This window comes from Pseudomonas sp. S1(2024) (assembly GCF_046557535.1).
The window spans coordinates 501673-517643 of sequence record NZ_JBKGFP010000001.1 but is presented as its reverse complement, the minus strand read 5'-3'; the positions used below and the strand labels follow the sequence as shown (position 1 = coordinate 517643).

At 55.3% G+C, this 15971-nt stretch carries 12 protein-coding genes; all 12 read right to left on the bottom strand.

Going from position 1 to position 15971, the window contains the following annotated elements:
- Window positions 1-24: 24 nt before the first annotated feature.
- The 12 genes from ACLCGK_RS02810 to ACLCGK_RS02755 all read right to left on the bottom strand — a co-directional run bounded on the left by ACLCGK_RS02810 (window position 25) and on the right by ACLCGK_RS02755 (window position 15618).
- Window positions 25-3222, bottom strand: a complete 3198-nt coding sequence (locus ACLCGK_RS02810) for an ATPase, T2SS/T4P/T4SS family (RefSeq protein WP_410951222.1) — start codon at window positions 3220-3222, stop codon at window positions 25-27.
- A gap of 162 nt (window positions 3223-3384) precedes the next feature.
- A complete protein-coding gene (locus ACLCGK_RS02805; protein WP_410951221.1) occupies window positions 3385-4218 on the bottom strand; it encodes a hypothetical protein in 834 nt (277 codons plus the stop codon).
- Between the two features lie 4 nt (window positions 4219-4222).
- Complete coding sequence (gene pilO2, locus ACLCGK_RS02800) at window positions 4223-5608, bottom strand: type 4b pilus protein PilO2 (protein WP_056799850.1); 1386 nt, start codon at window positions 5606-5608, stop codon at window positions 4223-4225.
- A 9-nt stretch (window positions 5609-5617) separates the two neighbouring features.
- Entirely contained in the window at window positions 5618-7258 is a 1641-nt protein-coding gene (locus ACLCGK_RS02795) for a hypothetical protein (RefSeq protein ID WP_410951220.1), read from the bottom strand.
- A 15-nt stretch (window positions 7259-7273) separates the two neighbouring features.
- Window positions 7274-8125 (bottom strand): toxin co-regulated pilus biosynthesis Q family protein, encoded by an 852-nt coding sequence (locus tag ACLCGK_RS02790; protein WP_410951219.1) that lies wholly within the window; start codon window positions 8123-8125, stop codon window positions 7274-7276.
- A 97-nt stretch (window positions 8126-8222) separates the two neighbouring features.
- On the bottom strand, window positions 8223-8474 hold the full coding sequence (icmT, locus tag ACLCGK_RS02785; protein WP_056799842.1) for an IcmT/TraK family protein: 252 nt from the start codon (window positions 8472-8474) through the stop codon (window positions 8223-8225).
- Between the two features lie 45 nt (window positions 8475-8519).
- Window positions 8520-9659, bottom strand: a complete 1140-nt coding sequence (locus ACLCGK_RS02780; protein WP_082476843.1) for a type IV pilus twitching motility protein PilT — start codon at window positions 9657-9659, stop codon at window positions 8520-8522.
- A gap of 55 nt (window positions 9660-9714) precedes the next feature.
- Window positions 9715-10614 (bottom strand): type IV secretory system conjugative DNA transfer family protein, encoded by a 900-nt coding sequence (locus ACLCGK_RS02775; protein ID WP_056799835.1) that lies wholly within the window; start codon window positions 10612-10614, stop codon window positions 9715-9717.
- A 9-nt stretch (window positions 10615-10623) separates the two neighbouring features.
- A complete protein-coding gene (locus tag ACLCGK_RS02770; protein WP_410951218.1) occupies window positions 10624-11136 on the bottom strand; it encodes a DotD/TraH family lipoprotein in 513 nt (170 codons plus the stop codon).
- A gap of 67 nt (window positions 11137-11203) precedes the next feature.
- A complete protein-coding gene (locus ACLCGK_RS02765) occupies window positions 11204-14221 on the bottom strand; it encodes an ATP-binding protein (protein ID WP_410951217.1) in 3018 nt (1005 codons plus the stop codon).
- 9 nt (window positions 14222-14230) lie between these two features.
- Window positions 14231-14437, bottom strand: coding sequence for a hypothetical protein (locus ACLCGK_RS02760; RefSeq protein WP_056799827.1), 207 nt, complete (start codon window positions 14435-14437; stop codon window positions 14231-14233).
- On the bottom strand, window positions 14434-15618 hold the full coding sequence (locus ACLCGK_RS02755) for a hypothetical protein (RefSeq protein ID WP_410951216.1): 1185 nt from the start codon (window positions 15616-15618) through the stop codon (window positions 14434-14436). Before ACLCGK_RS02755 ends, ACLCGK_RS02760 begins: the two co-directional genes overlap by 4 nt.
- Between the last annotated feature and the right edge of the window lie 353 nt (window positions 15619-15971).

Genomic DNA, 15971 nt, shown 5'->3' with positions numbered 1-15971 from the left:
AAACTTCATCCATAGCCCGAAGGTTCAATCTTCGGACTGGTCTTTCGAATCAGCTTTTGCTGGCTTCTTGGTTGCTGTCTTGCCTGCTGGCTTGACCCCAGTTTTGGGGGTCGCTTTCCCAGCGGCCTTTCCTGGCGCTTTCGCTGCCACCTGACCCTTGGTTTTCTGGGCACGAGCCACATCCAGGCTTTTCACATTGTCCTTGGATGCTTGTTCAGGGGTTGGCCCTGCGCCAGCAAGCAACTTCGATTTATAGGCCCTCGCCGGTTTAGCCTGAGCCTCCTTGGTCGTCTCCACGGACGGTGCTGTACTTGCATCAGCGCCAACTGGGGTCTCCTCCGGGGCTTCGGTGGCTGCAGGCTTGCGACTACGAGCCTTACCAGCAGCGCCTGATTTCAAGGGAACCACGGTGGAGGGTTTTCTGGATTTTGCAGGCGCAGCAGGCTTATCAGCCAAAGGTGTTGGTTCTACCTGATCGGCCACCACTGCTGGCTGATCAGTCGGCAACCTGGCATCCAGGAAGGCCTGAACTTCTTCAATCGTCAGTCCAAACACCCGGACTTGCTCCGCTGGGTTCAGCGCGCCAAAAGCGTCCTGCAGGTTTGCAGCCTGTTGTTCCGGTACCAGGTCACTGGAAAGCAGTGCCTCAATGGCTGGTGCCGACAACCGGCCTTTCATGAACCGCGCACTGAGGTTGAAGCCATTTCGAGCCACTTCGGTTTCCAGGACTGTCTGAAGGGCTTCGAGGAATGCCGCCTCACAATCGAACTTAACCGAGGGCTCCGGTTGAACAACCTCAGACACGTCAACCACGGGTTCCCGTGCAGCCAACTCAGGTGTGACCGGGATAACTTCAGCGATGGCCACCTCATCAACAACCTCAATCACCCCAGGTTCAGATGCGGACACCATCGATTCCGAGGTGTCAGAATCCAGCTGTGCCCCAGCATCTGCAGCACCAGCCGCTTCAACATCTTCTTCACTGTCACTCAGGTCAGGCACTTCCGGATCGTTCACCTGCGCTGAGGTGAATGGTGGTGATTCAGTCTCAGCCACCTCTGTAAGAACAAGGGTCACAGAAGCCACCTGGGGCTCCTCTGCTGGGCTCGGGTGTGCTTGCTCCTGGGTATCTGCAACGAGGCTCTCTCCAGCTCGCTCGGCTTCAGGCGCCACCACAGGAGTCTCAGGCACCATGGGCATTAAGGCCTCTGCCGGTGGCAGCGGGGTGGCAATTACGTCAGCGATCGCACTGGTAGGTGCATCGGGTTCCACGGATGGGGATTTCTCCAGCGAGATGGCGGTTTCAGCGGGCTGGCCCGCCATGTGCGCAGGCAGAATCAGGGCGGGCGCTTCCGCTGGGCGGGTCACCGAGTCGGGCAGGATGAGTTCCTTGCTTGGCACGTAAATGCCACTCTCGCCATTCGACGACTCAGTCACCGACGAAGCATCGGTCAGTGTTTTTTCAATCCCGCTGATATTGACAAAATGGCGCACCGAAGCCTGCATTTCTTGCAAGGCAGAGATGCGATCAAGCTTGGTCTCGACATCACGCACATCCACCAAGCCCTGGATCAGCTTGTCAATGCCATGATGCAAGGCCACTTTTCCACCTGTGTAGGCGTGGTACATGGCTGCGTCGATATCCTGGCGATCTCGGAAGGCCTTAAGCATGAACGCATCGGGCAGAATGACTTCCGACGCAACGGTACGGCCAATTACCCCTTTTTTGCACTTTGGGCAACCGTCGTAATTGCGGAAGCGGATGTTCTGCACCTGGTTGTTACCCAGGTGGCGATACAGCCGCACCACCAACTCTTCCTCCGCCTCAGATCTGACCGTCTCTTTAAATGCGTCAATGGTGGTCGAGCAATGAGAGCAGACCACTGGCAACAGTGCCTGATACATCAATGCCGTGACAAAGTTTTGGCTGCCCAGCACATCGTCGGGAATGCCCTGGGAGCGCAAGCGAGCAATGATATCGATGCCACTGCCCGCGTGTGTGGTGGTATAGACTTGGTGACCCGATTGTACCGCGTGGATCAGCAGTTCTGCCGATGCATGGTCGCGAACCTCACCAACCATGATGATGTCCGGGTCGCTTCGCATGGTGGCGCGTACAGCTGCAGCAAACGGGTTTTCTTTACTATCGCCGGATTTGGCCGCTGAGCGTGAACGCACAACCGGCACCTGAGTCGCACCGTTCAAAAGGTATTCAGGCGGATCCTCAACTGTGATGACTTTAATGCGACCATCGTGAGCAGCAATTTTCTCAGCCAGCATCGCGTTGAGGGAGGTCGATTTACCAGAACCGGTGGTTCCTGCCATGATAATCGCGCCAGTGGGTTTGGCCACTGCACGTCGCGTCTTGGTAAGTTGCTCTTTGTTGTACCCGAGTTTATCCAGGTGAATGTTTTCACCCGTCTGTCCCATCTTGAGCAGACGCATGATCATGTCGAAGCCCGAGGGATAGGCTGGCAATGTGGCAAGACGCACGCGAATGCGTACACCATCGCCTAAGTCTCGATCGATGATCGCATCCTGGGGGCGAGAGGAATCGAACGCGGTGTCCTTCTCGTCAGCAATTACCATGTAAATTACGCCGGCCATGACGTTTGCATTGCGCACGGCCCATTGCTCAGGGTCGCCAAGGTCGCCATTGACCCGCATACGAATCTGGGCCTGATCGCGGCGAACCTCCATATGGATATCGCTCGCCCCTATTTTTACGGCGCGCAGCAACAGCTCATCGAAGCTTTTCTGTATTTCTGTCGCTGCTTTTTGCTGCTCTTCCAGGGAACGGCGCTGCTCAGTCAGCTCGTAGATAATCTGCAGAATTTCTGGACGTGCAATGTGCTTGCTACGAGCCCGCACATAACCAAGGCGCTTGAGGCGATCAACGATCGCCATATACTCGTCGTCAACGCCCGCCCGCTTGATCACATCCAGCGTACAAATGACCTCGACCTGTTTACTTTCCTGACTGACCAGCAGCACAGCATAATTTTTTTGCAGTTCAGGGCTTAGCGAAACGGGGCCGCCACTGATGGAAAGAACCGCAGAGTAGGGTGGAATGTCTTCTTTCTTGGAGATGACCTTGTAGGGAGGCTCTCCACCGCGATTCTGAATTTCGGTGGGGCCACGCTCAGAGGCCTTCTGAGGTGCTGCAGTGACTTGTGCAGCCGGAGCAATGCTCTTAGGCTTATTCCTGCGAAAAAAATTCATCGCCAGCTCTCTTATTATTTTTCTACTGGCCAGGTATGTTCCCGGTTTTGGTCAATATACAGCAAAAGAGTTTCGATCTAAAGCACTAAAACCGCAAAAATGAAAAAGGCCAGCCGAATGTGCTCGGGCTGGCCTCTGGAGATCCGCGCTCGGATTAACTGCTTATTGGGGGTAACTCACAGACGTGGGCGGGAAACCTGGGCTCATACCGTTAATGCCGTTGTATTGCACGGGACTTTTACCAGCATTCTTATCCACCTCGGTGAACGAACGGGCTTCCGCCTGTTTTTCGGTGGTCAACAAGACGGTACGCGACTTGCCCTTGTAGGAGAACACCGCGCCATTGTCGAGAACGCGATCCATCCTCACGCCATCCGTCACAATTTGACCCCGCTTAACTTTGACGATGCTGTTGTTGTAGTAGACCGTCACCACCTCTTCGCCGCTAAAGCCGTAGATCTGGGTGACATAAACCATTTCCAAGGGCGATTTAGGCTTCTGGGCCGCAGGTGCGGCGTTCTGCGTCGCCTGCTCGGCAGCCGCCTGGATTTCGCTTGGCAGCTTTTCGCCATTGAGCTTGCGGATTTCGCTCTGCGTGCGGGCTTTTTCCTGGTTGATTTTCAAAATTTCAAGCTCGGCCTGGGCTTGCTCGCGTTGGCGGTTGAGCTCATCGAGTTTTTTCGAGTTTTTTTCCGAGGTTTGCAGCTCCTGCTGTTGCTCGGGAGTCGTCTTGCTGTAGAGCGTGGCTGGCGCCAGCTCTTCAGCCTTCAGTGATTCCAGTGCAGCACCGCCGCTGACGACCACAGGGGCAGGTTTGGCCAGGGTCGGTACCGCCGCAGGATTGTCTGTGCTGACGGCCTGCACTTGAGGCGGAGGCGGTGGTGGTGGAGGCGGCAGGGAAGTGTCTGCACCGGAAACATCAGCGAAGCAATGGGCTGACGCGAGGGCGAAGATGGCGCCCGCAATCAGGTTCTTCTTAAAGATAGTGTTCATCATTTCCTCATTCTTCGTACAAAGTGCCGGTGAGTTTCCATTTCACAGATGTTTGCGAACGGTTCAGTTCGATGGACTGAGGCAGGAAGTTTTCAGCTCGCTGCATCACACCCATCAGGACAGTAAATCGATCCAGGCTGTCGCCAGTAATCTCGAATTGGCGGGTCTTCATCACCAACTGGGCCATGTTCGTCATGGCGGGGTTTTTCAACCCCTCAATCGGTTGCTTGCGGTCTTTCTGCTGAGTAACCGTCGAGACAAAATCCAGCTTGTTGTTGAACAAATCAGTCGCAAAAGCCTGGTGGCCAATACCCTTGCTCCTGAGATAGCCAAGAATATCATCAACCCCACGCGACCCGAGCGAAATCTTGTGCCCGGTACGTGACTTACCCATTTCCGGAGTGAATGACATTGACACTTCGCTGCCGAAGGCTTCGCGCAGCAGCTGGGGTGTCCCATAGGACTGGCGCACCCAAAGCGCGGACATCTGGTTGCTGCTTTCGGCGTCGAAACGTACAGTTGCCAGCTGCCAGCCGTTGATGAAACGCGGCAGCTCCTTGTTCAGGAAATAAAACTGCTTGAGCGCTGGCAGGGTGTTCAGGTGGTTGAAGCTATCGCGCAACCAGGTGATTTCCTCTTGGCGTGCACGGCGCAACAACTCTTCATCTGTCGGGCCTTTCGCAATAACCTTCTCCACCGTCACCTGTGACTCGATTTTTCCCAGGTCAGCTTGATCCTGGGCAATCAAGGCATCGAGTTCACGCTGCTTCTGGATTTCCTGATACTTCCAAAACCCCCCCATCAAGGCCACAACCGCAACCAGCGCCGCCCCCAGGTACACAGCACTCGGAATGCCAATCAGGTTCCGGATCTTGGCACTCTCACCTGGGCTTTCTTCCGCCAAAGCGTCCAACGGGCTCTGGTTAGTGAGGTTGGACAGGCCAAAGGTGTCAACATCGAGCTCCATGGCCACTGACGATTGCATCAGTAACTTCATGTATTCCAGGGATATCTCCTGGGATAACTCCTGAAACAGCGACTTGATTTCCGTGCTGGAGGCGATGGTATCAAAGCCCGGCAAGACCCGACCGTCCTGGGCTACGCACAGCCAGTAGCTGTCATCGCCGAGTTTCTCGATCGAGATAAACGACTGATGATGGGTGGCCAGGTGCCCCGCCGCCGAGTAGAAGACCCCCTTGAGCTTCTGGTGGGACAGGCCCACCTGATTCACCGTGCTGACGTCTTCAATTTCAATGGTGCGAAGCACGCCGAAGCGCACCCCGGCACTCTTAGCCTTTACCTTCGCGGCCAGGTTCACGTCCTTACCGGTCAGTGGAACCCACTCAAGACCGGTAATGAAACGCTTACCCCCTACATCAAAGATGCGCTCCATGGGTGCCCCTTATTTTTGCAAGATGTAGGGGGTGAGTACGATCATGGTCATAACCTTTTTCTTGCCCCCTGCCTGGGAGCCACCGAGCATCCAGGTTCTGCGCCCAAACATCGATTCGATGGTGGACTTGTTGGACGTTTGCTCCAACCCGGCAATCATCAGCGGTTGACCGCTTCTTACGGTGACCAGCTGGTTGTACTTGTTGGTGGAGCGGTTTGGCGTTTGAATCTGAGCCCCGCCGTCCAAGCCGTAGGCGTCGATCGAGTTCAGGCGCGAAGAATCCATCGCCAGTTTCATCTGCACCCGCCCCTCGGAGTTGATCCGGGGGATGATGGTCATCGAGAAGCCCTGGCTGGTTTTACCGGGTTTAAGCGTAGCCAGGTTCGAGTCAGAGGCAGTGTCCGAGCTCGCGCCAGCCGTCTCGATCTGCACCTCGGCGAGGTAGCCAATTTCATCCAACTGCTGGAAGGGGGTGGGCTCACCGTTTTGGGCATAAATCGTCGAGCTGGTGACCTGGGTCACGTTCTTGTTGGTGCGCAGCAGCTTCATCGCGGCTTTGGAGTCGCCCGAGAATTTGTTGTCCGAAGCGCTGTCATGACCACCACGGGAGAAGGTCAGGGTGTCATCGGAAATGCCCAGCTTCAGATCGCCCCAGTCGTACAGCGCGGACAGCTGCGGGTCAAACTCGCCATTTTCGTCCGACGAAATCTCGTAGATCTCGGTCTTGATCGCGACCTGTTTGCTGGCGATGGCGTTTTGAGTCTTGATGTAGTTCTCAACGCGCCTCAATACCTGGGGAGTGTCAGTAACCGTCATATTGCCAGTCGACTCGGCAATGGCGATCGAACCACCCGAGCTGAGCATGGACTGCACGCCACTTTGTACCGCCTTGAACGCGGAGTCGGTCTTAATGGTCGACTTGACCGTATGTACCGAGTCCGACGTCGAGGAGCTTTCAGAGCTGGAGCCGTTAGTCGACAGGTCGGATTTGATTTCCGATTCGAACTCCACCCCGCCTGGCGCGACATCCAGGATGAAGGTTTTGGTTTCGTAGCGACGCAGCACGATCTCGCCGTTTTCATGCTTCCAGAACAGCCCGGCCTTGGTCGCCACCAAGTCCAGAAGCCCGGCTGCAGTACCTTTGTAGTTGAGGGTAAAGGTGATCTTGGATCCCGCCTCGGTGCCGGCATTCATGGCCTTGAAGATGCTTTCTTCGTTCATGGACGGCGGTGGCACACCCAGGCCTGAAGCGGCTGCATCGGCAGAGCGGTCTTCCTTCTTCGCCGCCACCACGCCATTGGTGTAGTCGATGGCGTCCTGGGTCATGATGATCTTCACGCCCAGGTCATTGCTGATCATGCTGATGATGTCTGAAGCTGAGATCGGGTCGAGTTGCTTGACCGACACTACACGCTTGAGCACTGCCGGCGCATTTTCTTCCTGGGAGACATGGAACGGGTCACCGCCCAGCCAGATGCCATCCGTTTCATCAACGGAGCTCGCTTTCATCTTTCGCGCATCAGTGACAGAAGACTTCAGGTCGCGCATGTCCTGACGGCCTTGGTCATAGGATTTATCCACAACCGTACAACCTGCTGACAACGTCGCGGCAGCCAGTGCTGATAAGCTGAAAATCTTCTTGAGCATCATGGATACATCCCTCAATTAATAGGCTTCGGTATCAGTCATCGGAGTGCCCGGCTGATGCTCTGGGCTGTATCCGGCTTCAGTGATGACCACCACGTTGTTGCCACGATAGAAACGGCCTGTCAGCGGCGTCTGGCGATCGGCTGTCGCACTTAACACGCGGTCAAGCACGCCGCCTTTGCCTGCAAACGGGCCAACCAGGGTGGCGGTATGGTCGATGGGGTAGTTGATTTCGGTTTTCGACCAGTCGATCTGCCAGTTTGCCTTGGCGGCCCAGTCGTTGAGATTTTCGCGCAACGACTTGCCGGCCTTCAGCGTCCACACCTGGGAACCTGGCTGGGCGAGTTTTTGTGCCATGTCGGCAGTGCGAGATACCGAAATGCGCTTGGCTTGCTCATTGACCGCAATGACCAGGCGGTTGTTTTTCGAAATCTGGTCAAGCGCATCGCGCCAGTTGGCTGCGTCACGCCAGGAAACAGGGGTGTTTTCAGTGCCTGGTTCGAAAACAATCGACCACGACGTGCTGTTCGGCACCAGATTTTCAAGAGCGGCGAACAACGGCACATTCTTGCCGAACGACATTTCCCCGGTGCGCTTGGTCGACTCCATCTCGAATTTGCCATGCACGGTTGAGGTGCCCACCACTTTCTGGGTGGCAGGCGCGGGTACCGGTACGGCTGACGCAGGGTTGTACGGCGCGGGCGCCTTGGTCAAATCGGTGAAAGAGGGCGCTGGAGCCGGCACGTCGGCAGGCTTTTGGTAGGTTACGCTGTCCCGCACGACGGGGGAGATGTAAAGCTCAGCGTGCACTGCGTTTGAGCATGCTGCACCGATGAGCGCAGCCGTCAGAAGTTTCAGCTTGCGGGGCATTGTGAATGTCCTCTTATCTTTAATTGCTGTAGTTTATTATCAATATTGAAAATTGCATAGCTGTTTATGCCATATATTGGTAAGAAAACCAATATCCTCATAAAGCCATTGGTCGCCGCCAGGGCGAGCGAATCTGCCGCCGTTTGCCGACGATCCATCGACGGAAAATGCGCATCATCATCGAGATGGTGATGCCACGACGAGCCAGCATCCAAAGGAACAGGATTGCAACGAGAAGGATGTACGCCGTCCACACCCGTGGGTGAATCATCCACAGGAGAATAGGGTAAACCGCTTGCGCGTCGATGGGGCCCAGCTTGGGTCTTCGGGTGATGTAATGGGCAGGCATGGCGTAATCCTAAAATACAGCGGGCCCTTAGTGACCCGCACTCGGTCAACCCAGGTTTTTCTTAATTGCTTTGTAGTTCATCCGCATGCGCTTGATGACTTCCTCGGAAATGATGCCATCGCGGTACTTGGACTCGGCATCTTCAATCATCGGACGCCCCCTGGAATCGAGCAGTTTGAACGCCGCCGAGGCGATGTTGTCGGACTCCATCATCCTGTCCTTGTCGTCCTGATCAAGAATCATGACCTCGCGAATGGCCGTACGCTTGCCATCAATGGTTGGAATCAAACGCTGAGCCACAATCATTTTCATGGGCTGGAGAACATCAAGACGCGCTTGCTGTTGCATCTCCTTGGGGTACACGTAGACCAGGCGCTGGAAGGTCTCAGGCACATTGTTGGCGTGAACCGTGGAAAAAACCCCGTGCCCAGTCATCGCCGCTTCCAGGGAGGCTTGCACGGTCTCAAGGTCACGGGACTCACCCACCAGAATCACATTGGGCGCCATACGAAGCGAGTTGACGACGCCATCATGAAAACCTGACACGTCGTTGCCGACTTGCAGCTGGGTCACCAGTGAGTTGGTTTTTTCGATTGCGTCGTACACGAACTCAATCGGATGCTCGATAGTCACCAGGTTGGTATGGCTGTTTGGCCCTTCGATGCGGTCGCGAAGAATGGACGCCAGCAAGGTTGATTTGCCGTTGCCTGTGGCGCCCACCACCAGCACCAGACCCTGATCGAGCGCCCGCGTCACTTCGATGATTTCTTTCTCAACCCCGTAGACTTCCCAGTGGGGCGGGGTGGTGGGGATGGTGCGCAGGGTTATGGTCATGCTCTTACGACCATTGCGCAGGCAGCCAACTGCGTTGAGACGGAAGCGGTAGCGATTGCGCTCGCCACTCTCCTCGCGGTAAAACTCATGCGCATCGTTGATCGGCTGTGCAGCCCCGAGCATGGAAGGGGCATTGGTGTTGTACAGCGCAATGATCAGGTCGCGGGCTTCGTTGTCGGTCAGTCGACGGTTGGTCAACTTCACTTTCCGACCGTAGCGAGAAACCCAGATTTCACCCGAACCGATGATGAAGAGGTCTGACCCTCCCATCTGCACCATCTGATACAACAGCTCGTTGACATGTTCCGCCGAGTTCATGCGCGGCGGAACTGGGACTATGAAGTCCTCCATGTACATCCCCTTTTATTATTTTTGTTGGGGTTTAAAGGCGTTTGGTACTGCGGCCTCACTTGCCCTGGTTGATGGCGCGAACCTCATCAGGGGTGCGGTAGCCGCCACGTGGATCCAGATCCAGCGGCACCCATTGCTTTTCATTTCCGTTGAACGAGGCTGGTGCGGTAATCGCAAAAGTTCGCTGGTTCAGGTGCATGCGATCACCCGAATTGACACGACCCGTGTACTGCGAGGCGACGTAGGAGGGCTCGATCTTGCGCTCTTTGACCAGCCTGAGATAACGAATCATGCCGTTGATATCTGAGCCGAGGTTTCGAATGCGAGAAGTCATTTCAGCATTCGCCTGAAGCACGCCAGATTCCCAACCTTCCGAAATCCAGTCCGACCACAGCTGCTGCTCCTGCGGTGTTTTTGGGAGCAAAGCCCCCACGGGTTTCGACACATCCACCGGCAAATCAATCAGCAGATACTCGCGCCAATCCGGTGGGGCTGTCACCAACCGCTCCTTTTTGACAATGTCATAGTACTTGCCGGACACCTTGATGCGGTTGTTGTCGTCGGAATGTGCTGTGACATCGTTGGATTCATGAATGACCGGTGGCAGGAAATACAGGGACTTCTCGCCTGGTGCCGCCAGGCGCATCAAGTCCTTGAATGGAAACTGCATGTCCCAAGTCTTGGACTCTGAGCTGAGCTGCTTACGCAGCTTGTTCATCTCCGCAACGTAACCGTTCTGGGCGCCCACTGCCATTGCTGCCTCACGCATCGCTTCATGGCGTTTGTTAGCAAGATCATCCTCGCCGGCAAGCGGCATGTCTTTGTAGTAGTGAAGCGATTGCAGCTCTTGGAGACTGGAGTTGTCGTACTGAACGCCAGGTGTTAACTCATCGGCATTGGCGGCAGGAACCGCTACGCCGATCGCCAGGGCCAGCAGCAGGGGCTTGAACATCATGCGAGCCTCTTAATTTTTGTAAACCAGGTTGATCACGTTCGCCTGCTCAAGCACTTCCACGCGAATGGATGAGCCAGACTGAACACCAAGCTCACGCAAGGCATCGTTGAGCGGCTGGTTGACAATGTTGATGGTGGCCCACGGTTCGTTGGGCATGTTGACGCTAGGCTTGCGGAACTTGTAGCCGGCCATCTTGGCCAGGGCTTCGGCGGTCTTGGTGACCGTGCCGGTGTAAGAGAAACTCGCTATGCGCTCGAAGCCCTTAGGAACATGGGTGGACTGAAAGTACATCTGGGCATGCTGCTCCTTGGTCAAGGAAGGCGCACTCACGGCGTCATTGACCTTGGCCAGCAGGCGCAGCTCATCACGGGTTTCAATGGCGACAGCCCTGAGTTCATCAAGTGGATTCACAGGGGGCGTCACCAGAACATTGGTGGAACGCGCCGTCTGGTTGCTGGCGCAGCCCCCAAGGGTCACGCTCAACGCCAGTACGCTCAGAGCAAGGGAAAATTTACGGTTCATGAAATCACCTGTGTCGTGGACATATGCTTGCCCTCAATCAATATACGCTATATTAGGTTAGTAAGGGTTACTTGACAACCGGCATCTTGGCCGCATCAATCAGCTCGCGATAATCCTTCATCAGTCGCACAACCAATACGTCGAATATCGTTTGATCCTCTTCAAAATCCACTACATCAAGCGAGTTCTCCGACATAATTTGCTGGATATCGGCCTTCGCTGAACCGTTCGGGTAAGCGGCAGTCAACACCTTCAGCGCGTTGTTCAGGCCAATTTTAAACGTCAGGCGGCGACGCAGGGACACGTCTTGTGGCACGGTGGTATAGGCCCAGATTTCACTCCCGCCTAGGGTCAGTCTCAATACTTGCTCAATGCGAGGCGCCGTTTCACTTTTCAGGGCTCCCAGGTAGAGCATACTGGAGCCTTCCACGCCTGGGCCTGTGAGCCAGCGGTTCATGTGTTTGATCGCATCATTGGACGGCCTGAAACGCGCCTTGATTTCATCCAGGGTGGTTTCGGCAATACCCTTAGACAAGATAATCGTGTTGTTGATCAGCTGAATCAGGTCTTCAGGGAAGTCACTGAGCAGCTGAGAGAGGAGCGTGACGTGTACGTCATATTTTCGCCCTTCACGAATGTCGACAATGGCCTGCTTGCGGATCATCGGTACAGCGGTAGTACGGTGGAATTCGTCCATGCAGAGTTTTTTCGGCACAGACTCGTCCTTCTCGATGACCCGTCTGTGATAATCGCGGAAATGATGAGGGATTTCCGGGAGAGTAAATTCCGCCTTGCGGTAATAATCTTTGCAGATGATCTGGCGACCCAGCAGGTACATCACAGCCGTACGCTTTTCTGCTTGGGCGGAACCATCCTTGGCCACACTCATCAGGTCAATGGAGATGATTCGTGCCTCACCAATACTGAACACAGTTGGCTGGGAGAGGATAGGGTAGTCATTGACCGCCGAAATGATCATCACTTTGAGGTAATTGATCAGCGTTTCATCGCCAACCATGGAAGACCCGAACACATCGCGGATGGTGGTCTCTTGCGACAACACTGTGGTGGCATCGTTGAGGGTCGGTACCGCATAGCGCTGCGCCTGGCTCGCATCGTTAAACAGACCTTCGTCAAAAAGCAGCCGGCTGACTTTCCACCAGGATTCACCGCCCATCAAGCGGATATTGTTGTTTCGGAGGGCCTCGTCGATCAACTCATCCATGCCCACTTCGTAGGGCTGCGGGTACTTGTCTTCGGAGAAATAGTCGTACATCGCGTCAACCAGGCTGGAGATCAGCTCCGGCATCCGATCCACCGGCTCCTTGCGGCCTGCCGGTGTGGTCAGCAGCGTCATCATGTTGACCACGTATTCACGATCGACACTCAAGGGTTTTTGGCAGCCCAGTGGTGTGTCAAAGAAGTTCACCGCGTAATCACGGGTCATTTCCAGGCGGAATGCCTGGGCCAGATGCTTGAGGTGCGGTGGCAAGGAGTCCTTCACCAGCTCCACGAACATTGCCGAGGAAAAGCCGATGTCGAGAATCCCGATACGTGGCAGCACTTCGTTGCCTGGGCGGGTGATAAGGCCCATGTTTGACGCGGCCAGGTAGAACGACTTGCCAAAGCCAGGCGGGGCAAACACAACTTCCATGTTGGCGGTCTGCAGGTCAGAGCCCGGCAAGAAGGGAAAGAGCTTCTCATCGATGGTGCGATACAGCATGGTGCCGTCCGACCACGGCGAAACAGGGCGGGTAATGGGGCTCATCACCAGCGCTTCCAGCACCTCCAGGGGGATGCGGGTCGCCAGGTGTTCTGCCGAGAATCCGGGCAACGTGTTGAACCACGCCTCGATCGCATCTCCGCGTTCCTCGACAACCTGGGTTTGCCCCCAGGATTCGACCGCCGTTTTCAGCTTGGAGCGGTTGCGACGCACCTCCTCGATGTCACGCCCCCACGTAGAGAAAGTGATCTGAGCCGAAACCATCGTGCTCTCGATCGCGGTCTCCAGCAGCTCTTCGGCTGACTCACGGATCAGCTTGTTTTCACTGGAGATGAACGCAATGAACGAGGCAAAGGTTTTACGCCGGGAGAGCAGCTGGCAGACCCTGTCATGCCCGGAGTCAATCACCAGCGACATCTGGTACGGCACATTGCGGTCGATGGAACTGAATAGCTCGGCAAACGGCTTGGCGTCCTGTGGTCGTTGGTCAACCATGATCGGAGCAATCTTCCAGTCGCCGAGATCGACCAGGGTGTTGTCCTCCGCCGCAATCTTCGGCTCCCTGGAGAACAGCTGCTGACCCACATCGGGGAACATGATATGCGACATGTCAGTCTCGACCGGGGTGTCTTGCTCTAAGCGAGCGGCCATGCGATCACCCGGCAGATACGGTCTCCAGCTGTCACTGGTGTCATACTGGGTGATCTGACGGCGGATCTGGTGCAAGAATTCGTGGGTTTTCATCTTGCGCAGCGAAAGCTTCTCCTCCAGCCGCGAGATAATCTGGTTCACGAAACCGGTGTGCACCATGTCAATGCCGGGCACCTCGACATTCAACGACTGGCCGAATTCACCTGGCTTGAGGTTGCCGTTCCTCTTAGCCTTCTCGGCACGCTCCTTTTTGGATCCTGCCAGGATATCCGGGTGGAGGGCACGCTCGGAGGTGGTGATCACCAGGAAGCAGGTTTCCAGGACGGTTTTTTTCTCCAGCTTGTCCGAACGCTCCTGCACCATCTGCTCCAAGTCCATGTTCAACGTGGCCAGTGTGCGAATAGCGCCCTGGATCGATTTGCGCAGGGCTTGCTTGGAATTCAGCGGATCCCGGCGAAAGACGAACTGGAGGCGATGTCCTGGGCGTTTCAGCGCAGACGAGAGTGAATCGACCAGTGAGTCGATGTGTGCACGGGTGGCGTCAGGCCCCATGATGCCGAATGTGCCCTTGATTTCGTAGGCAGTCATCAGGCCACCCTCACGGGTGACCATGGTGAAAGGGTCATTAGCCGTTTCGAACTGGCAATAATGATTGACGCTGCTCTTGAGCAGCTTGTTCATCCAGGAAGCAACAGTAAAGCTAAGGCTCATGGTCTTTCCTCACATCTTGAGCATGGCATCAGTAACGAGCTTTTTGACGAACTCGTTATTGGTGTGGCGTTCGTAGTCATGGTCGATCAGCGAATCCATCTCTTCGAGCACCTTCAGGGCACGCGCTGAGGGCTGCAGCTGCTGGATAGGGATCATGATCATGTCTTGCTGAATGTCATTTGCGAGCTGCAGGTAGCTCTTGGCAAAGGAACTCATGAGGCTTCTCCAGGAAAGGGCGGAATCATTCCAATTTTCAGGGCCAGCTTCTCCGCTCGTTCACGCTCGCCTTCACGAATCAGCACAATGATCCTGCCCGAGCTGTACGAACCAACCACAAAGCCTGCATTGTGGAACGCCTCTGCAGCGCGGCCACAGGCCATTCGATCGTAGGCCCGCATGTAGGCGCCCAGAGCCGTATTGCGCTTGTCTATCGGGGCCATGAGGGCACAGTAGTAGTTCTCAAGGAAAAGTCCCGCGCTCATGCAGTTGCTGTAAAGCGGATTGTCAATGCACGGCACATCCTGGAGCACCCCGGCACCCACGCTCGCCGATTCGTAGACCATCAGTTCGCTGTAGCGCATCAATTCCAGTACTTCCGGATAGGTTGCCCACACCCGAGGACTTTGCGATCCGGCAGCAAAGGTGGCAAAAGCGCGGTGGGTCGGCTCTTGGCTAAGGATCGAGATGCGCAGGAAGATGCTTTTGTTGCTTTTCAAGATGTAGTTTTCCATCATCTTGATGAAATCATCGGTCTGCTTGGTGGTTTTGCCTTCACGGACACCGACTTTCCACTCTTTGTGCAGATTGTCCTTTTTCCAGGTCAGATCCATCGGATAGGATTGCGACAGTAACCAGCGGGCGTAGGTAAAACGCGGGTAGCAAAACGCCACGGCGCTGGAGCGCTCAGGTTTCTTCACCCCGGTCATGGCCTGATTTTCCTGGGTGCAGTGATCGATGATCAGCTGCACTTCATTCGGGTTCAGGCCCCGTGGAAGCGAGTGAAGCGAGGGTACATCGAGTTTTGAGGAGACCGCCTGGGTGTAGCGGTAATTGAACTTCATCGGATCAATTCCCAGGTGAATGTCACCCAACCGTGCTACCCGGCTGAACAGCTGGGACACGAAGCGTGCGAATTCCTTGGGCTCATCGATACCGAACTCGTTCTGGAGCAGCGAGAGTTTGGTGCGAAAATACTGGGACTGGGCCAGGTGCTTGAGCCTGAGCAGATTCAGGGACTTGAAATCTGGGAAGTCCAGGTTGGTCACCCAGAGCTTGTCCGAGGCAAGCTCATGGAACCCGGTGACGCGATAGCTGGCTTCGCCATTGACTGACGCCCAGCCGTCGCGGGCGGATTTGGTGTCGTCAAAAATGCAGACACCGATGGAAGTCTGGCTCATTAACTGAGGCTCTTTTTATTAGAATATTGATGAAATCTATACGGTTTTAACCCGCACTGCAATCAATTTATCGTAAACGCGAAAACAGGAAGCGTCGCAATCACAGGGGGTTGCGGCATGATCACCGCTCAATGGTATCCATGTACTTCCACCGTATTGATGAAAGGCAGGGTGATCAATAGGCAGCCTATCAAGATCAGTACGCTCCCTTTGATGCAATGAGCCTTACTGAGTTTTTTTCATGCTGATGAATAAATGCCAGGCCACGCAGGCTCATCGCCCCGCCCAGGACACAATAGGCAAGAAAAGTCCGCTGAAAGAGAGCGACCTGTTCGAAGACATAGGAAAAACAG